The 22,294-nt window shown below is 69.5% G+C and carries 21 protein-coding genes; 9 read left to right on the plus strand and 12 right to left on the minus strand.

What is annotated here, in order from left to right; translation table 11 throughout:
- The 8 genes from H7I41_RS14150 to H7I41_RS14185 all read right to left on the minus strand — a co-directional run.
- Positions 1-353, minus strand: a 353-nt coding sequence (locus tag H7I41_RS14150) for an MspA family porin (RefSeq protein WP_264013229.1), incomplete at its 3' end; no start/stop codon positions are given.
- Positions 354-808: 455 nt separating this feature from the next.
- Entirely contained in the window at positions 809-967 is a 159-nt protein-coding gene (locus H7I41_RS14155; protein WP_264013230.1) for a hypothetical protein, read from the minus strand.
- 39 nt (positions 968-1,006) lie between these two features.
- Positions 1,007-1,549 carry a MogA/MoaB family molybdenum cofactor biosynthesis protein gene (locus H7I41_RS14160; RefSeq protein WP_264013248.1) on the minus strand — a complete coding sequence of 181 codons (543 nt, stop codon included), beginning with the start codon at positions 1,547-1,549 and terminating at the stop codon, positions 1,007-1,009.
- 23 nt (positions 1,550-1,572) lie between these two features.
- Positions 1,573-2,952, minus strand: coding sequence for a S1C family serine protease (locus H7I41_RS14165; RefSeq protein ID WP_264013231.1), 1,380 nt, complete (start codon positions 2,950-2,952; stop codon positions 1,573-1,575).
- Positions 2,953-3,094: 142 nt separating this feature from the next.
- Positions 3,095-4,594, minus strand: a complete 1,500-nt coding sequence (locus H7I41_RS14170; RefSeq protein WP_264013232.1) for a HAMP domain-containing sensor histidine kinase — start codon at positions 4,592-4,594, stop codon at positions 3,095-3,097.
- Positions 4,594-5,280, minus strand: a complete 687-nt coding sequence (locus H7I41_RS14175) for a response regulator transcription factor (protein WP_264013233.1) — start codon at positions 5,278-5,280, stop codon at positions 4,594-4,596. The genes H7I41_RS14170 and H7I41_RS14175 overlap by 1 nt, the downstream gene beginning before the upstream one ends.
- Positions 5,281-5,349: 69 nt before the next feature.
- Positions 5,350-5,523 (minus strand): 50S ribosomal protein L32, encoded by a 174-nt coding sequence (gene rpmF, locus H7I41_RS14180; RefSeq protein ID WP_264013234.1) that lies wholly within the window; start codon positions 5,521-5,523, stop codon positions 5,350-5,352.
- Between the two features lie 105 nt (positions 5,524-5,628).
- Entirely contained in the window at positions 5,629-6,039 is a 411-nt protein-coding gene (locus tag H7I41_RS14185) for a hypothetical protein (RefSeq protein WP_264013235.1), read from the minus strand.
- A 149-nt stretch (positions 6,040-6,188) separates the two neighbouring features.
- On the opposite strand from H7I41_RS14185, the gene H7I41_RS14190 reads away from it, so the two are divergent.
- The 8 genes from H7I41_RS14190 to H7I41_RS14225 all read left to right on the plus strand — a co-directional run bounded on the left by H7I41_RS14190 (position 6,189) and on the right by H7I41_RS14225 (position 15,924).
- Entirely contained in the window at positions 6,189-7,880 is a 1,692-nt protein-coding gene (locus H7I41_RS14190) for an acyclic terpene utilization AtuA family protein (protein WP_308214622.1), read from the plus strand.
- Complete coding sequence (locus H7I41_RS14195) at positions 7,877-9,025, plus strand: acyl-CoA dehydrogenase family protein (protein WP_264013236.1); 1,149 nt, start codon at positions 7,877-7,879, stop codon at positions 9,023-9,025. The genes H7I41_RS14190 and H7I41_RS14195 overlap by 4 nt, the downstream gene beginning before the upstream one ends.
- Complete coding sequence (locus H7I41_RS14200; RefSeq protein ID WP_264013237.1) at positions 9,022-10,617, plus strand: acyl-CoA carboxylase subunit beta; 1,596 nt, start codon at positions 9,022-9,024, stop codon at positions 10,615-10,617. The genes H7I41_RS14195 and H7I41_RS14200 overlap by 4 nt, the downstream gene beginning before the upstream one ends.
- Before the next feature lie 4 nt (positions 10,618-10,621).
- The gene (locus H7I41_RS14205) at positions 10,622-12,601 is read left to right on the plus strand and encodes an ATP-binding protein (protein WP_264013238.1); all 1,980 of its coding nucleotides are present in this window, start codon (positions 10,622-10,624) and stop codon (positions 12,599-12,601) included.
- A complete protein-coding gene (locus H7I41_RS14210; protein ID WP_264013239.1) occupies positions 12,598-13,758 on the plus strand; it encodes an acyl-CoA dehydrogenase family protein in 1,161 nt (386 codons plus the stop codon). The genes H7I41_RS14205 and H7I41_RS14210 overlap by 4 nt, the downstream gene beginning before the upstream one ends.
- Entirely contained in the window at positions 13,758-14,525 is a 768-nt protein-coding gene (locus H7I41_RS14215; RefSeq protein ID WP_264013240.1) for an enoyl-CoA hydratase family protein, read from the plus strand. Before H7I41_RS14210 ends, H7I41_RS14215 begins: the two co-directional genes overlap by 1 nt.
- Positions 14,526-14,774: 249 nt before the next feature.
- Positions 14,775-15,356, plus strand: a complete 582-nt coding sequence (locus H7I41_RS14220; protein ID WP_264013241.1) for a DUF1707 SHOCT-like domain-containing protein — start codon at positions 14,775-14,777, stop codon at positions 15,354-15,356.
- 109 nt (positions 15,357-15,465) lie between these two features.
- Positions 15,466-15,924 (plus strand): thiol-disulfide oxidoreductase DCC family protein, encoded by a 459-nt coding sequence (locus H7I41_RS14225; protein ID WP_264013242.1) that lies wholly within the window; start codon positions 15,466-15,468, stop codon positions 15,922-15,924.
- 15 nt (positions 15,925-15,939) lie between these two features.
- On the opposite strand, the gene H7I41_RS14230 is transcribed toward H7I41_RS14225, so the two are convergent.
- From H7I41_RS14230 to H7I41_RS14245, 4 genes are all read right to left on the minus strand, one after another.
- On the minus strand, positions 15,940-16,263 hold the full coding sequence (locus H7I41_RS14230; RefSeq protein WP_264013243.1) for a hypothetical protein: 324 nt from the start codon (positions 16,261-16,263) through the stop codon (positions 15,940-15,942).
- A 45-nt stretch (positions 16,264-16,308) separates the two neighbouring features.
- Positions 16,309-17,673: an HNH endonuclease signature motif containing protein gene (locus H7I41_RS14235; RefSeq protein ID WP_264013244.1), complete on the minus strand. Its 1,365-nt coding sequence runs from the start codon at positions 17,671-17,673 to the stop codon at positions 16,309-16,311.
- Positions 17,674-17,767: 94 nt separating this feature from the next.
- Positions 17,768-19,747 (minus strand): vWA domain-containing protein, encoded by a 1,980-nt coding sequence (locus H7I41_RS14240; protein ID WP_264013245.1) that lies wholly within the window; start codon positions 19,745-19,747, stop codon positions 17,768-17,770.
- Positions 19,740-21,125, minus strand: a complete 1,386-nt coding sequence (locus tag H7I41_RS14245) for a sigma 54-interacting transcriptional regulator (RefSeq protein WP_264013246.1) — start codon at positions 21,123-21,125, stop codon at positions 19,740-19,742. Before H7I41_RS14245 ends, H7I41_RS14240 begins: the two co-directional genes overlap by 8 nt.
- Before the next feature lie 153 nt (positions 21,126-21,278).
- Between H7I41_RS14245 and H7I41_RS14250 the strand changes: the two genes are divergently transcribed.
- On the plus strand, positions 21,279-22,294 hold a 1,016-nt coding region (locus H7I41_RS14250), incomplete at its 3' end, for a serine/threonine-protein kinase (protein ID WP_264013247.1).

Here is a 22,294-nt window from a genome sequence, read left to right on the forward strand (position 1 = left end):
CCGTCGAAGGCGATGTTGGGCGTGGTGTAGCTGAAGTTGATGCCCACACCCAGCGACCAGGGGAAGCCCACCTGGTAGCCCAGCTCCAGGCTGCCCTCGAACTCGTCAGCGCCCTCGCCGGCCACGATGTAGGTCGCCTTGCCGGAGTGGAACCACTCACGGGTCAGCCGGTTGCGGTCGAGCGGGAACACACCGTTGAGGNAGGTGTCGTGCTGCTGGATGGTCAGGGTCCGCCCCTGGCCGTCGAGCAGGCTCAGCTCGTTGTCCAGACCTGCGTTTGAGGTGCCAGTGCTCGCGAAGAGACCCGCGATGGCCGCAACCAACGCGATCAGCACCCGACTGATTGCCTTCATGTTCNCGTTGTCCAGACCTGCGTTTGAGGTGCCAGTGCTCGCGAAGAGACCCGCGATGGCCGCAACCAACGCGATCAGCACCCGACTGATTGCCTTCATGTTCCCCCTAGCTCGTGCTGCCGGTGCCTGGCCGTCCGTACAACCACACACCTCGCAAGATCTTCATGTGGAGCGAATTAGAGACTTCACATTCAGCTCTTACGGGTTGCTCAGCGTTGACAGGAGGAACATAACGGCGCGGCCACACCGCGGCAACGCCTAGCCATGGTCGCGCGCCGGCATTTCACCGAAAAGGCGTCAATTTGCTGGTCGCAGTGACCGAGGCGCCGACTGTTCCGGCTTCGAACACGCGGCCCGCGACGCCCGATGCCGTGGCGCGCGCCGACAGAGCGCGATCAAATCGCCGCGACTGCGCACACGCTGTGCGATCTTGGCCTGTCGCAGGCGTAAGCCGGTCAGTCGTGGTGGGGAGGGCGGTTCTCGCGAAGCCAGTCGTCGTGCTGCGCGTGGGCGTCCGACGACCCCTGGTCCCGTTCATCGGCAGTGGTGTCCGGCAGCACGTCGCCGAAGACCTCGTTAACTGGCGGCGTCGGCCGCCGTGCGGGATCACTCACTTCGGAGCCGCCCTGTGATCAACATCACATTTGCGGCGGTCAGATTTCCAGGCTGGACAGCTGACCGATGATCTGGACAGCCAGCGGATTGAGCGTCGCCATCCCGTCGCGCACCGCGGCACGCGAACCCGCGATGTTGACCACCAGCGTGCTGCCCGAGACACCGGCCAGTCCGCGGGAGAGTCCCGCGTCGACGATTCCCGCCGAGAGACCCGAGGAACGCAGCGCCTCGGAGATCCCTAGCAGCTCGCGGTCGAGGATGTCGAGCGTGGCCTCCGGCGTGACATCGCGCGGGGTGACCCCGGTGCCTCCCACGGAGACCACCAGGTCGACACCGCCGATGACCGCGGTGTTGAGCGCGTTGCGGATCTCGACCTCATCGGCGGAGACCACCACGACACCGTCGACCACGAAGCCGGCCTCGCCGAGCAGTTCGGTGACCAACGGCCCGCTGTGATCCTCTTCGCCGTGCGCGGTGCGGTCGTCGACGACGACGACCAGTGCGCGGCCCACCAACTCCCCTGGCTGTTCCATGAGTGCAACCGTATATCCGGGGCCGGACAGCGGCGCAGCCACCAGCACGGTCTCCAGACCGTCGCCCGACATCACTGCTCTGCCTTACCGAGGGTGACCTGCGCGGTCTGCGGCTTGCCGGAGGGGTCGAGGTAGGTCAGCGTGACCTTCTCACCGGGGGCTTTCGACCGCACCGCGGCGACGAGGGCGTCGGCGCTGTTGATCACGCGATCGTCGACCTTGGTCACCACCACGCCGCTGGGCAGGCCGGCCGCCGCGGCCGCACCGCCGCCGGTGACCTCGACGATCTTGGCGCCGTCGGTCGCTGTGTCGTCGCTGACCTGGACGCCGAGCGACGCGCGCGACGCGCTGCCGTCTTGGATCAGTTCGTCGGCGATGCGCTTGGCCTGGTCCACGGGGATCGCGAAGCCGAGACCGATCGAGCCACTTCGCGCTTCCGGGGAGTCGCCGCCCATCGTCGCGATGGCCGAATTCACGCCCACCAGTTCGCCGTTCATGTTGACCAGCGCACCGCCGGAGTTACCCGGGTTGATCGCGGCGTCGGTCTGGATGGCGTCGAGCACGGTGTTCTGATTGCGGGTGTCGCCGCCTGCGGCCACCGGGCGGTTCAGCGCGCTGATGATGCCGGTGGTGACGGTGCCCTCGAGGCCGAGCGGCGACCCGATCGCCACCACGTCCTGCCCCACCCGCAGGTTGCCCGACGAGCCGAGCGTGATCGGCGTCAGGTCGGACACCCCCTCGGCACGCACCACCGCGATGTCGCTGCTGGGATCCGTGCCCACGACGGTGAACGACGCGGTGCGGCCGTCGAAGAACGTCACCTTGGTCTGCGCCGGAGGCTGCGATCCGGCGTTGCCCGGCAGCCCGGGGAAGCCCGGCGCGCCGCGGCCGCCGGGTTCACCCGTCGCCGCCGCTACCACGTGGTTGTTCGTCAGGATGAGGCCGTCGGAGGTCAGGATGATGCCCGACCCCTCTTCCGATGCCCGGCCGAGGTCGGTCTCGAGCTTGACGACGCTGGGCACCACCTTGGCCGCCACCTGCTCCACCGAGCCGGCGGGCAGCGCCGCGGCGGGCACGGTGGGTGCGGCGCCGCCGAGGCTCGAACCAAGGCTCGGCCTGTCGGGCTGGGCCAGCACCGCGACGCCGCCGCCGACGCCCGCCGACACGACGGCGATCGCCAGTGCGCCGGCAGTCAACATCCCTGCGCGGGAACGCTTCCGGGGCGGGTTGGCCGGCACGGCCGCTGGCGCGGAGCGGTACGGGTCGTACGGCGAGCGGAACTGCTGCTGCCCGGCCTGCTGGGTGGCGTAGCGCCAGTCGTAGGACTGCTGATGGGTCTGCTGGTGGTACGGATCCGGGCGGTGCGCCCCCGGGTATCCGGGCGCCGCGGGCTCATTACCACCAGGCGCACGGCCCGGCTGCGGTGGCGAGTACCTCGGGTGGTTCGTCATTCGCTGGTGAGCTCTTCCTCGTGAAGGGATCCGACAACTTCTCCAACGCGCTTCGTAGGCTCACAGTGCCCACGTGGGCTGAGAATCCACTTAGAGATGATTCGGTGCCGGCCGAGACTTGGCGTGCGCCGTGTCGCGTCGATCACACATTCTCGGCTCCGGTCGCGCGTTTTCCCGCGCGGCCGGCAGGGCGTGTCGCCGGGATCGGTGACGACTGGATCGTCGCATCTGCGACCGGCCGGCCAGGCAGCACCACCCGGAACGCCGTCCCGGGCGGGTCGGCCCCCGGCGCCGCGTCGTCCACCCGCACCGCTCCACCGTGCTTCAGCACCACCTGCTTGACGATCGCCAGTCCCAACCCCGAACCCGGCATGGCGCGGGCCGCCGTCGACCGGTAGAACCGCTCGAAGACGAGTGGCTTCTCGTGGGGCGGGATCCCCGGCCCCTGATCGGCGACCACCAGTTCGGCGTGCACCGGGTCGATCTGGGTGAGCCGAACGGTGACCCGGCCGTCCGGCGGGCTCCACTTGGCAGCGTTGTCGAGGAGATTCAGCACGGCCCGGCCCAGCCCGGCGGCGTCGCCGTACACCTGCCAGGGCTGCGCGAGCACGTCGAAGGTGACGTCGCTTCGCCGTCGCCGCACCCGCTCGAGGCTGCGGTCAACGACCTCGGCGAGCTCGACGGGCTCGTGCATCACGCCGCCGGCCTCGTCGCGGGTCAGGTCGACCAGATCGCCGACGAGGGTGGACAACTCCTCGATCTGGGCGATCACGTCGGCGCGCAGCCCTGCCATCTCCTCCTCGGGCAGCCGCGGGGCACCGGGTACCTGCGAGGCCATCAGCAGCTCGACGTTGGTCCGCAGCGAGGTCAGCGGGGTGCGCAGTTCATGGCCGGCGTCGGACACCAGCCGCGCCTGCCGGTCGCGGGACTCGGTAAGTGCGCGCAGCATCAGGTTGAAAGCCTCTGTCAGCCTGGCCAATTCGTCGCTGCCATACACCGGGATCGGCCGGAGGTCGTCGGTGCGGGCCACCCGTTCGGCCGCGCTGGTCAGCCGTCCCACCGGTCTCAGCCCGGCGCGGGCCACCATCCCGCCCGCGATCGCGGCGACCAGGACCCCGATGCCACCGACGATGAGCAGCACCGTGCCCAGCCGCCGCAGCACCTGACCGGTCGGCGCCAGGCTCTTGGACAGCAGCAGCGAGCTGCCGTTGGCCAGGTGCACCGCCAGCACCCGCTGATGGTTGGCCGTGCGCAGCGACAGCAGAAGTTCCCCGGAGACGACGTCCTGCTCGGCGGAGCCGTACGGCAGTGTCTGGCCCTGCTGGTTGGCGGTGTACTTCACCCGTCCCGGGATGATGAGCATCGCGTTCACATCCGAGTAGGCGGTGCCCTCGATGGCCTTGGCCGGGTCGGCCGCCAGCGAGCCGCTCTCGATCAGCAGCCTGGCCCTGCTGTGCAGCTGGTTGTCGAGATCGTCGTAGAGCGCGCGGGACACCACCGCGTACACCGCGACGGCCATCAGCACGACGACCATCGCCACCATCGACATCGCGAGCAGCATCACCCGCCAGCGCAGCGACAGTGAGCTGGTACTCGGCGGCGACGGTGGCCGCCAGGAGGTGTTCTGGGTGAAGAACGACATCAGGGCGGGGTTTCGCGCAGGACGTAGCCCACGCCGCGCACGGTGTGGATGAGTCGCGGTTCCCCTTCGGCCTCGGTCTTGCGGCGCAGGTAGCCGATGTAGACCTCGAGGGCATTGCCCGAAGTCGGGAAGTCGAAGCCCCAGACCTCCTCGAGGATGCGGCTGCGGGTGAGGACCCGACGCGGATTGGCGATCAGCATCTCCAGCAGCGAGAACTCGGTGCGGGTCAGGCTGATCTGGCGCTGGCCGCGGGTGACCTCGCGGGTGACCGGGTCCAGGCTGAGGTCGAGGAAGGTCATCGCGGGCGAGTCGACGCCGTCTTCGGGTCCGGTGCGTCGCAACAAGGCCCGCATCCGAGCGAGCAACTCCTCGAGCGCGAACGGTTTGGGAAGGTAGTCGTCGGCGCCGGCATCGAGGCCGGCGACCCGCTCGGACACCGAGTCCCGCGCGGTGAGCACCAGGATCGGCAGGTCGTCACCGGTGCTGCGCAGCTGCCGGCAGACCTCCAGCCCGTCCAGCCGCGGCATCATCACGTCCAGCACGAGGGCGTCGGGCCGGTCGTTGGCGATCACGTCGAGCGCTTCGACGCCGTCCTGGGCGAGGGCGACGGTGTAACCGTTGAAAGACAGGGACCGGCGCAGCGATTCGCGCACCGCGCGATCGTCATCGACGACAAGTATGCGCACAGCCCCAGTCTCACCCCGACGCCTGAGAGCGAACTGAGAGGCGCGCCGGAGAACTCGGTGCGGTCTCGGTCAGCGGCGGTCGAGGTCGATCAGGCCGAGCCGGGCGGCCTTGAGCAGGCGACGCGGCACCTTGTGCTGCTGACCGGCCACGGTCACGCCGACCAGACCGGTGCTCGTCGCCTTCCACTGCGCGCGACGGCTGCGGGTGTTCGAACGCGACATTCTGCGCTTGGGGACGGCCATGATCGAGACTTCTCCTCTTGCGGGTAGTGCCAGGCAGGTCCCGGGACGGCCGGGGCGCAGGCAATTGTCGTCAAGGATAGCCGGTGCGCTGGTCAGCCTCCAAAATCACCTGTCCTGCAGGTGGTGGATCGAGTCGACGATGCGTGGCACCGCGAACACCACCAGGCTGAGGATGACGACGCCGTAGCTGGTCACGGCGACGTCGCCGCTGTCCACGCCGATCCAGATGAAACCCGCGCCGCACACCACCCCCACCACGACCGAGAAGAGCATCCGGAACTCGATGCCGCGCTCGGACCTGGCCGTCAGCCCGTTCGAATGCCGGCCGTTGTGCGTCCGCGGGAGTATTCCTGCGGCGAGTGCCAGCAGGAACACGCCCGCGGCGACGATCAGCCAGCCCCACAGCGGCGACCACGCGCTGCCGTCGGTCTGCTCGACGGGCGGGCTGAAGGCCACGGCCACCCCGCACATCACCCACAGCAGGCCGACGACACCCCAGGCGACACGCATTTCCACTCGTCAAGTATCGAGGCAGGGCCGCGGGGTCCGGAACACGAATACTGCGTGCACGCCCTTGACGCGGTACCCGAAGTACCGGCTAACCTACCGGTTGGTTGGTCATCGACGGCGATGGTCGTCGGCTCGCGCGACAGCAAGGGAGTGCAGTGCCTGATCCGGTGCGCATCGGCAACTGCTCGGGGTTCTACGGCGATCGGCTGGCCGCCATGCGGGAGATGCTCGACGGCGGCGATCTGGACTATGTCACCGGCGACTATCTCGCCGAGCTCACGATGCTGATCCTGGCACGCGACCGGGCGAAGAACCCGGACCGCGGCTACGCCAAGACCTTCCTCACCCAACTCGAGGACTGCCTCGGAACGGCCGTCGACAAAGGCGTGCGGATCGTCGCCAACGCAGGCGGACTCAACCCTGCAGGCCTGGCGTCCGCCGTCCGCGCCCTCGCCGATCGGCTCGGCCTGCAGGTGAACGTCGCCCACGTCGAGGGTGACGACCTCGTCGGCCGCGCGAGCGAACTGGGATTCGGTGAGGTGCTGGCCGCCAACGCCTACCTGGGCGCCTGGGGCATCGTCGACTGCCTCAACCGCGGTGCCGACGTCGTGGTGACCGGCCGGGTGACCGACGCCTCGGTGATCGTCGGCCCGGCCGCGGCGCACTTCGGCTGGGGCCGCGACGACTACGACGCACTGGCCGGGGCCGTCGCCGCGGGACATGTGATCGAATGCGGGACGCAGGCCACCGGCGGCAACTACGCCTTCTTCACCGAGGTCCCCGACCTCCTCCGGGCAGGTTTTCCGGTCGCCGAGATCCACGCCGACGGTTCCTCGGTGATCACCAAGCATCCCGGCACCGGCGGCGCCGTGGGCGTCGGCACCGTGACCGCCCAACTGCTCTATGAGATCGGTGGCGCGCGTTACGCCAATCCCGATGTCACCCTGCGCGTCGACTCGCTGCGGCTGTCCGACGACGGCCCCGACCGGGTCCGGATCGACGGCGTCAGAGGGGAACCGCCTCCCCCGACGCTCAAGGTGTCGCTCAACAGCGTCGGCGGGTTCCGCAACACGATGACGTTCGTGCTGACGGGTCTCGACATCGACGCCAAGGCCGAGCTGGTCCGCCGCCAGCTGGAATCAAATCTGACGGTCAAGCCGGCGGAGCTGGAATGGACGCTGGCGCGCACCGACCACGCCGACGCGAACACCGAGGAGGCGGCCAGCGCACTGCTGCGCTGCGTGGTCCGCGACCCCGATCCGGCCAACGTCGGACGCCGGTTCTCCTCGGCGGCAGTCGAATTGGCCCTGGCCAGCTATCCGGGATTCACCACCACCGCCCCTCCCGCTGAGGGTCAGGTGTACGGCGTCTTCACCGCGGGCTTCGTCGACGCCGGCGCGGTGCCCCACGTCGCCGTGCACGCCGACGGCACCCGCACCGACATACCACCGGCCGCCGAGACCCTCGTCCTCGAACCGGTGGCCGACCCGCAGGCGCCCCCGGGCGAGCGCGGGACGACGCGCCGCCTGCCGCTCGGCGCGATCGCCGGCGCCCGCAGCGGCGACAAGGGCGGCAGTGCCAACGTCGGCGTGTGGGTGCGCACAGACGAGCAGTTCCGCTGGCTCGCTGACGAACTCACCACCGACCGGCTGCGCGAGCTGCTCCCCGAGGCGGCCGACCTGCCGGTCACCCGGCACGTGCTGCCCAACCTGCGCGCCGTCAACTTCGTCATCGAGGACATCCTCGGCAAGGGCGTGGCCTACCAGGCCCGCTTCGACCCGCAGGCCAAAGGGCTGGGCGAGTGGTTGCGCAGTCGACACATGGACATCCCGGAGGAATTGCTGTGAGCATATGGACCACGCCCGAGCGCGAGGCGCTGCGGAAGACGGTGCGCGCGTTCGCCGAACGCGAGGTACTGCCGCATGTCGACGAGTGGGAGAAGGCCGGCGAGCTGCCCCGCGACCTGCACCGCAAGGCCGCCGAGGCCGGCCTGCTGGGCGCCGGTTTCCCGGAAGCGGTCGGCGGCGGCGGTGGTGACGGCGCCGACGCGGTGATCATCTGCGAGGAGATGCACCAATCCGGCGCGCCCGGCGGCGTGTTCGCCTCGCTGTTCACCTGCGGGATCGCCGTGCCACACATGATCGCCTCGGGCGACGAGCGGCTGATCGACACCTACGTGCGGCCGACACTTAGCGGCGAGAAGATCGGCTCGCTCGCGATCACCGAACCGGGCGGCGGGTCGGACGTCGGGCACCTGACCACCCGCGCCGTCAGGGAGGGCGACGAATACGTCATCAACGGCGCCAAGACCTACATCACCTCCGGCGTGCGCGCCGACTACGTGGTGACCGCCGCGCGCACCGGCGGGCCGGGCGCCGCGGGCGTGTCGCTGATCGTCGTCGACAAGGGCACACCGGGATTCGAGGTGACCCGCAAGCTCGACAAGATGGGTTGGCGTTCCTCGGACACCGCCGAACTCGCCTACACCGACGTGCGGGTGCCGAGGGAGAACCTGATCGGCGCCGAGAACAGCGGCTTCTTCCAGATCGCCGCGGCGTTCGTCTCCGAGCGCGTCGGCCTGGCGGCGCAGGCCTACGCCAGCGGTCAGCGCTGCCTTGACCTGACGGTGCAGTGGTGCCGCGACCGGGAGACCTTCGGCCGGCCGCTGATCTCCCGGCAGGCCGTGCAGAACACGCTGGCCGAGATGGCCCGCCGCGTCGACGTGGCCCGCGTCTACACGCACAGCGTGGTGGAACGCCAGCTCGCGGGCGACCCGAACCTCATCACCGAGGTGTGCTTCGCCAAGAACACCGCCGTCGAGGCTGGCGAGTGGGTGGCCAACCAGGCCGTTCAGCTGTTCGGCGGGATGGGCTACATGGCGGAGTCGGAGGTCGAACGGCAATACCGGGACATGCGGATCCTCGGCATCGGCGGCGGAACCACCGAAATCCTCACCTCGCTGGCCGCCAAGACGCTGGGATATCAGTCATGACGGCCCTTCGCTCGACGCTCGACGCCGCGTCGCCGGCCTATGCCGAGGCCGCTACGGCAATGACCGAGAAACTCGCCGAACTCGACGCCGAGCACGCGAAGGCGCTCGCCGGCGGCGGCGAGAAGTACGTCAAGCGCCACCACGAACGTGGCAAGCTGACCGCCCGGGAACGCATCGAGATGCTGGTCGACCCCGATTCGCCGTTCCTGGAGCTCAGCCCGCTCGCCGCATGGGGCAGCGACTTCACCGTCGGCGCCAGCGTGGTGGCGGGCATCGGCGCGGTCGAGGGCACCGAATGCCTGATCGTGTCGAACGACCCGACGGTCAAGGGCGGCACCAGCAATCCGTGGACGTTGAAGAAGATCCTGCGCGCCAACCAGATCGCGCTGCAGAACCGGCTTCCGGTGATCTCGCTGGTGGAGTCCGGCGGCGCCGATCTGCCGACGCAGAAGGAGATCTTCATCCCCGGCGGGCAGATGTTCCGCGACCTGACCAGGCTCTCGGCGGCAGGCATCCCGACCATCGCGCTGGTGTTCGGCAACTCCACCGCCGGCGGCGCCTACATCCCGGGCATGTCCGATCACGTCGTGATGATCAAGGAGCGGTCCAAGGTCTTCCTGGCGGGCCCGCCCCTGGTCAAGATGGCAACCGGTGAGGAGTCCGACGACGAGTCTCTGGGCGGGGCCGAGATGCACGCCCGCACATCGGGTCTGGCTGACTACTTCGCCGCCGACGAGCTCGACGCCATCCGCATCGGCCGCCGCATCGTCGCCCGGTTGAACTGGCGCAAGGAGGGGCCGGCGCCTGCCGCCGTGCGCGAACCGCTGTTCGACAGCGCGGAACTGCTCGGCATCGTGCCGCCCGATCTGCGCATCCCGTTCGACCCCCGCGACGTGATCGCGCGCATCGTCGACGGATCGGAGTTCGACGAGTTCAAGGCCATGTACGGGTCTTCGCTGGTGACCGGGTGGGCCACGCTGTGGGGATACCCGGTCGGCATCCTGGCCAACGCCCGCGGCGTGCTGTTCAGCGAGGAGTCGCAGAAGGCCACCCAGTTCATCCAGCTGGCCAACCGCGCCGACACGCCACTGCTGTTCCTGCACAACACCACCGGCTACATGGTGGGCAGGCAGTACGAGGAGGGCGGGATGATCAAGCACGGGTCGATGATGATCAACGCCGTCTCGAACTCGACCGTCCCGCACATCTCACTGCTCATCGGCGCGTCCTACGGCGCAGGCCACTACGGCATGTGCGGCCGCGCGTACGACCCCCGGTTCCTGTTCGCCTGGCCGTCGGCCAAGTCGGCGGTGATGGGCGGTGCACAGCTGGCCGGCGTGCTCTCGATCGTCAGCCGCGCCGCCGCCGAGGCCCGCGGCCAGCAGGTCGACGAGGAGGCCGACGCCGCCCTGCGTGCAGCGATCGAAGGCCAGATCGAGGCGGAGTCGCTGCCGATGGTGTTGTCCGGCAGGCTCTACGACGACGGCGTGATCGACCCGCGCGACACCCGAACCGTGCTGGGAATGTGTCTGTCCGCCATCGCGAACGGGCCGATCGAGGGGACGTCGAACTTCGGCGTCTTCAGGATGTGAGCGCATGATCACCAGAGTTCTGGTCGCCAATCGCGGCGAGATCGCCCGCCGGGTGTTCGCCAGCTGCCGACGCCTTGGCATCGGCACCGTCGCGGTCTACACCGATCCCGACGCCGCCGCCCCGCATGTCGCCGAGGCCGATGCCCGGGTGCGGCTGGAGGGGACGAGCGGGTACCTCGACGCCCGCCAGCTCGTCGCGGCCGCGCAGGCCGCGGGCGCCGACGCCGTCCACCCCGGATACGGCTTCCTCTCGGAGAACTCCGATTTCGCGGCCGCGGTCCAGGACGCCGGCCTGACGTGGATCGGCCCGCCGGTGGCCGCGGTGCAGGCGATGGGCAGCAAGATCGAAGCCAAGAAGATGATGTCCGCCGCCGGCGTGCCGGTGCTCGACGAACTCGATCCGGACACCGTGACGGCCGCTCAGCTCCCGGTGCTGATCAAGGCGTCCGCCGGTGGCGGTGGCCGGGGCATGCGCGTGGTCCGCGAACTGCCCGACCTGCCGGGCGAGGTCGAGGCGGCGCGGCGGGAGGCGCAGTCGGCGTTCGGCGACCCGACGGTGTTCTGCGAGCGCTACCTGGCCGCGGGCCACCACGTCGAGGTGCAGGTGATGGCCGACGCGCATGGCACGGTGTGGGCGGTCGGCGAACGCGAGTGCTCCATTCAGCGGCGGCACCAGAAGATCATCGAAGAAGCACCGTCGCCGCTCGTGGAACGCACTCCGGGCATGCGAGACAAGCTGTTCGAGGCGGCCCGGCTGGCCGCCGAGGCGATCGGCTACACCGGGGCGGGCACCGTCGAGTTCATGGCGGACGAGCAGGGTGACTTCTTCTTCCTCGAGATGAACACCCGCCTGCAGGTCGAGCACCCCGTCACCGAGGCCACCACCGGACTCGACCTCGTCGAACTCCAGCTCCTCGTCGCCGACGGCGGCAGGCTGCCCGCCGAACCGCCCGCCGCAAAGGGGCATTCGATCGAGGCCAGGCTCTACGCCGAGGATCCCGCGAAGAACTGGCAACCTCAGGCAGGCACGGTGCACCGGTTCGAGGTGCCCGGCGCCCCGGTGCAATTCGACCGGTTGACGCGGGCGGGGGTGCGGGTCGACACCGGAATCGTCGACGGCTCGGTGGTGTCGATCTTCTACGACCCGATGCTCGCCAAGGTCATCTCCTATGCGCCGACCCGTCGGCACGCCGCGGCGATCCTGGCCGACGCGCTGTCCCGCACGAGGTTGCACGGCGTCCGCACCAACCGCGACCTGCTGGTCAACGTGTTGCGTCACCCCGCATTCGTCGACGGTGCGACCGACACCGCGTTCTTCGACACCCACGGCCTGGCCGGGCTCGCCGCACCACCGGGTGACGACCGGACGACCGCGCTGGCGGCGGTCGCGGCCTCGCTGGCCGACGCGGCGCGCAACCGCAGTGCCGCCACGGCGTTCGCCGCTGCACCGAGTGGCTGGCGCAATCTGGCGTCGGGCTACCAGCTGAGGCGCTACCGCGACACGGCCGACGTCGAGCACGAGGTGCGGTACCGCTTCAGCCGCGGCGCCGTCGAACTGCCCGATCAGGACGACGTGACGCTGGTGTCCGCGACGCCGGAGCGGGTGGTGCTCGAGGTCGACGGCGTCGAGCGGCCATTCGATGTCGCCCGCTACGGCGACGCCGTGTTCGTCGACTCGCCCCAGGGCGCAACCGAACTCGTCGCGCTGCCGCGCTTCCCCGATCCCGGCGCCGCGATCGCGCATGGCTCGCTGGTGGCGCCGATGCCCGGTTCGGTGGTGCGGGTCGGCGCCGCGGTGGGCGACACCGTGACCACCGGTCAGCCGCTGGTGTGGCTGGAGGCCATGAAGATGGAGCACACGCTGGCCGCGCCCGGCGACGGTGTGCTCGCCGAACTGAACGTCCAACCCGGCCAGCAGGTCGAGGTGGGCGCCGTGCTGGCGCGGGTGTCCGCGCCGGACGAGACCGCAGGAGGAGAAGCATGACCGGATTCGTCGAGACCGAGGAACAGCAGGCGCTGCGTAAGGCCGTCGCCGCGATGGTCGCCAACTACGGACAGGACTACTACCTGGAGAAGGCCCGCGCGGGCCAGCACACCGACGAATTATGGCGAGAGGCCGGACAACTCGGCTTCATCGGGGTGAACCTGCCCGAGGAGTACGGCGGCGGCGGCGCGGGCATGTACGAGTTGGCGCTGGTGATGGAGGAGATGGCCGCAGGCGGTTCGGCGCTGCTGATGATGGTGGTGTCCCCCGCGATCAACGGCACGATCATCTCGAAGTACGGCACCGAGGACCAGAAGAAGCGCTGGATCCCCGGCATCGCGGATGGCTCGATCACCATGGCCTTCGCGATCACCGAACCCGACGCCGGCTCGAACTCACACAAGATCACGACGACCGCGCGCCGCGACGGCAGCGACTGGATCCTGTCCGGCCAGAAGGTCTACATTTCCGGCGTCGACCAGGCGCAGGCGGTGCTCGTGGTCGGGCGCACCGAGGAGGCCAAGACCGGCAACCTGAAGCCCGCGCTGTTCGTCGTGCCCACCGACAGTCCCGGCCTGAGCTACACGAAGATCCCGATGGAGATCGTCAGCCCGGAGTTCCAGTTCCAGTTGTTCCTCGACGACGTGCGTCTGCCGGCCGATGCGCTGGTCGGCTCCGAGGACGCGGCGATCGCCCAGTTGTTCGCCGGCCTGAATCCCGAGCGGATCATGGGTGCGGCGAGCGCGGTCGGCATGGGTCGCTTCGCGATCGACAAGGCCGTCGCGTACGTCAAGACCCGCCAGGTGTGGAAGACGCCGATCGGCGCGCACCAGGGCATCTCGCATCCGTTGGCGCAGAACCACATCGAGATCGAGCTGGCCAAGCTGATGATGCAGAAGGCGGCGAGTCTCTACGACGCCGGTGACGACGGCGGCGCCGCCGAGGCCGCCAACATGGCCAAGTACGCCGCCGGCGAGGCGTCGGTGCGGGCGGTCGACCAGGCGGTGCAGTCCCTCGGCGGGAACGGCCTGACCAAGGAGTACGGCATCGCGTCGGTGCTGACCGCGTCGCGGTTGGCCCGCATCGCACCGGTGAGCCGCGAGATGATCCTCAACTTCGTCGCGCAGACCTCGCTGGGCCTGCCGCGGTCGTACTGATGGGTGACCTGGTCCGGTACGCGGTCGACGGTGGCGTGGCCCGGCTGACGCTGGACTCGCCGCACAACCGCAACGCGCTGTCCACGGCTCTGGTCGCCGGTCTGCACGAAGGGATGCGCGCGGCGGCGGCCGACGCCGGCGTGCGGGTGGTGGTGCTGGGCCACGCCGGCGGCACCTTCTGCGCAGGCGCGGACCTCAGCGAGGCGGCCGGCCGCGACCCTGCCGACCTCGCCGCCGGGCGGGCCAGGGAGATGACCGATCTGCTGCGGGCGATCCTCGAACTGCCGGTCCCCGTGATCGCCGCGGTGGACGGGCACGTCCGCGCCGGCGGCATGGGCCTGATCGGGGCGTGCGACATCGTGGTGGCCGGCGCGCAGAGCACCTTCGCGCTGACCGAGGCGCGCATCGGGGTGGCCCCGTCGATCATCTCGCTGACCCTGCTGCCGAAGATGTCGCCGCGGGCGGCGGGGCGCTACTTCGTGACGGGTGAGAAGTTCGGTGCGGCGAGGGCCGCCGAGATCGGGCTGATCAGTGTGGCCGCCGAGGATGTCGAGGCGGAGGTGAGCGCGCTGGCCGCCGAGATCGGGCGTGGTTCGCCACAGGGCCTCGCGGCGTCGAAGCGGTTGACGACGGCCGCGATCCTGGCGGCGTTCGACCGCGACGCCGAGACGCTGACCGCGCAATCGGCGGAGTTGTTCGTCTCCGAGGAGGCGCACGAGGGCATGATGGCGTTCCTGGAGAAGCGGCCGCCGAGGTGGGCGCGGTAATCACCGGTACGGGCGTACCAGTTCATCGCCGGATGTGGCCGATTTCGCACCGGCTCGGTGACGAGTCCTGGGTTACGGAGGAGCCGTCGATCGAGGGCTGACCAGCAGCGGAAACGAATCTTCTCTACGGGGCCACGTGCGCGAAACCGCAAATAGTTCGATGGGCTAAGTGGTTCGCCGAGAACCGTCACACTACATTTCGGCCAACACCCTTGCATGTACCAGTGTTCGTCGTAGGCTCGTGGTGTTATGAGCAGCCCAACGTCGCAAAACGGTTCCACGCGTGCTGCCGACACCGATCGCATTCAGGTGGCGCAGTTCTTGACGGACGCGGCTGCTCAGGGTCGCCTGCCGATGAGCGAGTACGAGAGTCGGCTCACCAAGGCGTACGCCGCCAAGACCTACGACGAGTTGGCGTTGCTGAGCGCCGACCTCCCCGGCGCGATGACCAGCCCACGCGGATCAGGGCCGTGCCGGCCGGCGCCGTCGACGGTTCTGATGGCGATCATGAGCGGGTTCGAGCGGCGCGGCCGCTGGAATGTGCCGCGACGGCTGACGACATTCGCGCTGTTCGGCGGCGGAGTGGTCGACCTGCGCTATGCCGACTTCACCGCACCCGAGGTCGAGATCCGCTCCTACTCGATCTGCGGCGGGCAGACGATCCTGGTGCCCCCGGAGGTGAACGTCGACCTGCACGGAGTCGGCGTGATGGGCTCCTTCGACCACGCCGTTCAGGGTGAGGGATCGCCCGGAGCCCCGTGTGTGCGGGTGCGCGGCTTCTCGCTGTGGGGCAGCGTCGGCGTCAAGCGCAGGAAGCGCAAAGAAGGCTGATCACCGGTCCGGCGATGAGTCTGCGCCGGTCAGCGACATCACACGCCCGATCCGATTGTCACCCTGCCCAGCGGGGCATCCTTCTTGTAGGAAACGGAAGGAGCTCACAGTGGCTGACGAATTGCGCGCTGCGGCCGCCGACAGCACCGAGACCGCGAGGCCCGCACCCGTGCTGCTCTACGACGGGGTGTGCGGAATCTGCAATCGCGGCATCCAGACGATCCTGCGCCACGACAGGGACGGCTCGATGCGGTTCGCGCCGTTGCAGGGCGACTTCGCCGAGGGCGTGATAGCCAGGCATCCTGAACTGCGCGACGTCGATTCGATGGTCTTCGTCGAGCACCCCGGCACCGCCGACGAACGCGTCACCGTCAGGACCGCCGGGATGCTACGAGTCGCCGACTACCTCGGCGGGCCGTGGAAGCTCTTCCTGGCCGGCCGGGCCGTACCCGCCGGCGCGCGCGACCGCTTCTACGACTGGTTCGCCTCGATCCGCTACTGGGTGTTCGGCAGGCACGACACATGTCCGATTCCCGCCCCCGAGGTACGGGCGCGCTTCATCGACTGAGTATCTGCCGCGGTGCTATCCCGGCCAGAACGGCACATAGCCCGGCATCTCGGCCACCGTGATGACGCAGACGACGATGAGAACGCCGATCGCGCCGGCCCAGAACGCATGCCGGTGTCGCTGCGCCCATTCCGGCGCTGCACACGGGCGCCGCGACGTGCACCAGGCGATGGCGGCCGCGGAAAGCAACGCGACGAACGGTGCGACACCGAAGACGAGAAACAGCAGGAACGGGATCAACGCGAACATCGTCACGATCCAGAAGCCGTAGCCCGCAACGACACCCGCCGCTGTCATGGCCACCGACGCGGCAGCGCCCCGGACGACGGCTCTGCTCATGGCTGCAGCGTACGCCCGATTGTGTCGACCGAATCACCCTGGCCGCTATGCCGGTTCTGCGTCGTCGTCTCGGTCGGTGAGGTGGCGGCGGGGGTGGTGGTAGTTGTTGGTGCGATGCTGGCCGGTGTCGAGGGAGGGTGAGGGGATCCATTCGGTGCGGCCGTTGCGTCGGCGGGTGGTCCACTCGGTCTGTTCGATGAGGTTGTTGTCGGGTTGGCAGGCCAGGGCGAGTTCGTCGATGTCGGTCCGTCCGCCCTCGGCCCAGTCGCGTTGGGCGTGGTGGACCTGCGTTTGGTAGGCCGGGGCGGTGCAGCCGGGTCGGGTGCAGCCCCTGTCGCGGGCGAACAGCGCCAGCCGTTGGGCGGTGGTGGCGCAGCGCCGGGCGCGGCCGAGGTACAGGATTTCTTCGGTGTGGTCGTCGAACACGGCCAGGTAGTGCCGGGACTGGCCGGCCATCCGGATCAGGTCGCGGATCGGCAGCCGGGTGCCGCCCGCGGTGTGGGTGTACCCGGTTCCGGCTTCGAGGTCGCCGACGGTGGTGGTGGCCACGATGGTGGCCGGTAGCCCGTTGACCTGACCCAAGACTCCGGAGCCGACGACGTCGCGTAGCGCGGTCTTCAGCGCGTCGTGCTGGCGCTGCTCGCGGGTGCGGGGATCACCGCCGAACGCTGCGGCGCTGTTGGCCTCGGCGGCACCGGGGTCGGCGGGCAGGTTCTGCCCCGGGGCGGCCAGCTTGGCGAACACGACGTCGAACAGCGCGCGGGCCTCGGGATCGAGATGCCCACTGACCGGTGTCATCCCGTCGCGGCGCTGGCGACCCATCTTCAGTCCGCGTCTGGCTTGTTGGGTGTCGTGGTCGGGTTCGGCGCCGTCGGGATCGATCACCTCGACCAGATGGTCGGCGAGTTGTTGCAGATCCTCCGGGCACATGCCCTGCGCCCACCGCGCGAGGTCACGCTCGGCGTCGGCGCGGGCCGCGTGGTCGACCCATGGCGGAAGCTTGGTGAAGAACTTGCGAATCACCTCGACGTGCGCAGGGTCGATCAGCCCTTCCGCCAAGGCGGCCGACGTGGCGTCCCACTGCGCGGGTAGTTCTTCACCGGTGAACGTCCATCGGGGTCCGAGCATGCCGGCAGCGTCGAGGCGTCTCTTCGCATCGGCGGTGTCGAGGTGCAACCGCTGGGCCAACACGTCTTTCAGGCCGGTGCCACCGAAGTCCGCGGCGGTGAACCGGTCGGCCAGGGTGGCCAGCACGGTGTGGTCGATCGCCGCGTCCTGACGGTGGGCATGCTGGCGGCGTTCGTACACCGCGAGCAATTCGCGGACGTCCAAGGTGTTCAGAGGCAGGGCGGCCAGCCCGGCGCGGGCGTCGTCCCACGCCTGCAGCGCCGCGACCACATCCCCATCCATGAATCGAACACTAGTTCGACCCACCGACAGATCAGCCGCGTTTGTGACAGCCGAAACGTATGTGGCTCAAGTTGTTCCGAAGTCTTGGGAAGGGCTATCTGCGGCGGCGGGTCGACAGGTAGTCGCTGACCACCGCGGCGCCGAGGCCGTCGAGATCGGGCACCACGACCCGGCCGCCCACCCGCCGCGCCACCTCGTCGATGAACCGCGCCAGGCCCGGATCGCTGCCCAGCCGGAAGATCGTCACCTGAGCGCCGATTCGCGCGACCTCGTCGAACGCCCGCACGGTGAGCGCGAGCGTGCGCGGGTGCGGCGGATAGTCGAAGAACACCTGAGCGCCGCCGCCCTGGCCGTCCCGGAAATCCTCGAGGTGCGCCGTCGGCTCACCGTCGGTGACCACCAGCACCACCGGCTGTGCGTTCGGGTGCCTGCGCAGATGCCGCGACGCCAGCGCAAGCGCGTGGTGCAGGTTGGTGCCCTGCTCGTAAACGCCCTCCAGGCCGGTCAATTCGGCCGCGGTCACGGTCCTGGCGTACCGGCCGAACGCGATGATCTCGAGTGCGTCTGACCGGAACCTTGTGCTCACCAGATGGTTCAGCGCCAGCGCCGTGCGCTTCATCGGCAGCCAGCGGTTCTCCATCACCATCGAGAAGGACGTGTCCACCAGCAGCGCCACCGCGGACTGCGTGCGGGTCTCGGTCTCGGAGATCTCGACGTCTTCCACCGTGATGTGCAGCGGCGGTTCCGCCACACCCGTGCCCGCGCTGCGCAGCACGGCGTTGGTCAACGTGCGCGTCACGTTCCACGGCTCGGTGTCGCCGAACTGCCACGGCCGCGTCGCACCCGTCAGCTCGCCGGCCGCGCCCGCCCGCCGGGTGTCCCGCTCACCGTGGCGTCCCGAAAGCTGTTGTGCCACATCGCGCAGCGCCGCCTGTCCGAGCTGACGCATCGCCTTCGGTGACAGCCGCCACTGGCCGTCCGACCCGCGGTCCAGGAAACCCTGGTTGAGCAGCGCACGCTCCAGTTCGGCGAGCGTGCGGGCGTCGACGGCGGCGTCGTCGCCGAGCTGACGGGCCAGCGCGTCGAGGTCGACGTCGTCCATCGACGCGCCGGCATAGCTCTGCGAGAGCTGCTCGGCCAGCTGCTCGAGCTCGCCGATGTCGGCCAGCGCCTGTGCGCCTTCCCCCATGCCGAGGGGGTTGTCGCCGGAGAACTCCGACGACCCCGACCAGTCCTCGCCCGGTCGCGCGGCCTGCAGGTGGGAGTCGAGCCGGTTGAGCGCATTCATCAGCGACGGCGACCCGAAGGCCTGCTGCGCCAGTGCATCCAGTTCGGCCCGCTGGTCGGGCGACAGACTGTTGCGGAACCGCTGCGCGGCGGCGGCACGCTGGGCGAGCGAGTCGAGCAGCTCGTCGATGTCGCGCGGGTTCTCCGGGAAGAACTCGCCGTGCTTGTTCATGAAGTCCTGGAAGTCCTGCTGCGTGTCCTCGCCGCGAGTGTGCTTGTCCAGCAGGTCGTTCAGGTCGTCGAGCATGTCGTTGACGCGCTGACGATCCTCGTCGGTGGCGTTCTCCAGCGCTTCCTTCATCCCGGCGAACCGCTGGTCGAGCATCTCCCGGCCCATCAGGTCCTTGATCTGCTCGTACTTCTGCCGGGCCTCCGGGGAGCGCCAGTCGTAGTCGGCTAGTTCCTGCACGGCCTTGGCCGGCGACGGCGACAACGCCTCCATCTGCAGTTCGCCGAACCGGGCGTCGTCGTCGAGCGCCCTGGCCAGCTCCTTGCGCTCGGCCAGCACCGCCTCGTCGAGCAGCTTCTTGATCTCCTGGAGAGTGCCATCGAGATTGTTGCGCTGCAACAGTTCCCGTCGCCGCCGGTTGGCCTCCGCCGCGAGCCGGTCGGCGCCGCGCATCTCCTTGGTGCCGCGCCGCAGCAGCTCCGACAGCGCCCGCCGCGGTGAGCTGCCCTCCATCACGTCCTCGCCGATCTGCGCGAGCGCATCGCGCAGATCGACGGGCGGGGCCAGCGGATCCGGCCCGCCCGTGTACGAGGAGTAGCGGGAGACGCGTCTAGCCATAGACGGTTTCGCCTTCTCCCGACACCTTGTCGATCCGCTTGGCCAGGTACAGCGCCTCGAGCGCCAGCTCGATGGCGGCGGCGCGTTCGCCGTCGGTCTGCGCGTTCAGCCGCTCGGCGATCACGTCGATCACCGGCAGATCCGGCAGCGCCGCCAGCACGTCCTTGGCCGACACCCGCTCACCCGTCGTCACCGGCGAACCCTCCTCGACCGCGGCCACCAACGGGCCCACGTCGATGCCACCCAGCATCCGCTGCGCGGTGTCGGCGGTGGCGCGGCGCAGCAGGTGCTCGAGCACCGCCTGCTCGCGGCCCTCCTCGCCGGACTCGAATTCCAGCTTGCCGCGCAACACGTCGATGACCGTGCCGACGTCGCAGACCCGGGCCACCGGCTCCTGCTCGCCCAGAACGGCGGAGCGGTGCCGCGCAGCGGCGGCGACGGTCTCCGCCGCAGCGATGGCGAAACGCGCCGACACACCGGAGCGCTGGTCGATCGAACTCGACTCCCGCAGGTTGCGCGCGAATCGGGCCAGCACCTGCAGCAGGTACACCGGCACGTCGGCGGCCAGCTCGGCTTCCTGGCTGATGACGCCGACCTCGGCGTCGAGCTGCAGTGGGTAGTGCGTGCGGATCTCGGCGCCGAAGCGGTCCTTGAGCGGGGTGATGATGCGCCCGCGGTTGGTGTAGTCCTCCGGGTTGGCGCTGGCCACCACGAGCACGTCGAGCGGCAGCCGCAGCGTGTACCCGCGGACCTGGATGTCGCGCTCCTCCATCACGTTGAGCATCGACACCTGGATGCGCTCGGCGAGGTCGGGCAGCTCGTTGACCGCGACGATGCCGCGGTGCGCCCGCGGGATCAGCCCGTAGGCGATGGTCTCCGGGTCACCAAGGCTGCGGCCCTCGGCCACCTTGATCGGGTCGATGTCGCCGACGAGGTCGGCCACGCTGGTGTCCGGGGTGGCCAGCTTCTCGGTGTATCGCTCGCTGCGGTGCCGCCAGGTCACCGGCAGGTCGTCGCCCGAATCGGCGGCCCGTCGGATCGACTCCGGGGTGATCGGTGTGTAGGGGTGCTCGTTGAGCTCCGAGCCCGCGATCACCGGTGTCCACTCGTCGAGCAGGCCGGTCAGTGCGCGCAGCAGCCGGGTCTTGCCCTGGCCGCGCTCGCCGAGCAGCACGATGTCGTGGCCGGCGATCAACGCGCGTTCCAGCTGCGGGATCACGGTGTCCTCGAAGCCCAGGATGCCGGGCCATGAGTCGCGTCCCTCGGACAGCGCGGCCAGCAGGTTGTCCTGGATTTCCTGTTTGACTCCCCGCTCGCGATGACCGGAGGCACGCAGCTCGCCGACGGTCCGGGGCAGATCAGAAGGTTGGGTCACCACTCCACGCTACGACTGCAAGCGACGGGCGGCACTCCTTCCCCCCACAGCGAACGCAACGTCACGCGTCCGTAAGAGGTGTGCGGGCAGCGATACGGTGCGCCCCGACCGCCGACTCGGTCCGACGATCAAGGTCGCTGCCGGTAGTCTGCGGCCATGCCGTTGGAAAGCGGTCAAGTCTTCGCGGGCTACACCATCGTCCGATTGGTGGGCTCCGGCGGTATGGGCGAGGTGTACCTGGCCCAGCATCCGCGACTGCCCCGTCAGGACGCGCTCAAAGTGCTGCCCGCATCATTCAGCGCCGACGGCGAGTTCCGCCAGCGCTTCCAGCGCGAGGCCGACCTGGCCGCCACGCTGTGGCATCCGCACATCGTCGGCCTGCACGACCGCGGCGAGTTCGACGGCAGGTTGTGGATCTCGATGGACTTCGTCGACGGCTACGACGCGGCCCGTCTCCTGGTCGACCGGCACCCGGGCGGGATGCCGCCGACCGACGTCGTCGAGATCGTCACCGCGGTCGCCGATGCGCTGGACTACGCCCACCAGCGGCTGCTCCTGCACCGCGACATCAAGCCGGCGAACATCCTGCTCACCAGCGCCGAGCGGGCCAAGCGCCGAATCCTGCTCACCGACTTCGGCATTGCCCGGCGCACCGACGACGTCAACGGCCTGACGTCGACCAACATCACCGTCGGCTCGATGTCCTACACGGCGCCCGAACAGTTGATGGGCAAGCCGATGGACGGCCGTGCCGACCAGTACGCGCTGGCGGCAACGGCATTCCGGCTGTTCACCGGCACACTGCTGTTCCCGCACACCAATCCGGCCGTGGTCATCAGCCACCACCTCAACACCCCGCCGCCCAAGCTGGGCGAGAAGAAGCCGGAACTGGCCGCATTCGACGCCGTGATGGCCAGGGCGCTCGCGAAGGACCCAGAGGCCAGGTACGACACCTGCCATGACTTCGCGGTCGCACTGGCCGAGGCCGGCAATAAGAAGGTGGCCGAGACGAGGCCTGTGCTGCCGGTGCCGCCGCCCGCTCCGCCGACGCAGCCGATCCCGGCGATGCAGAAGCCGGCGGCACCGCCCTATGTGCCGCCGGCGCAGCAGCCGCGTCCGCCGGTCACGCCGACACCGTCCGGGCCGCCGGTGATCAGCGCCCCGCCCGGCCC

Source organism: [Mycobacterium] manitobense (genome assembly GCF_025821665.1).
Taxonomy (GTDB): domain Bacteria; phylum Actinomycetota; class Actinomycetes; order Mycobacteriales; family Mycobacteriaceae; genus Mycobacterium; species Mycobacterium arseniciresistens.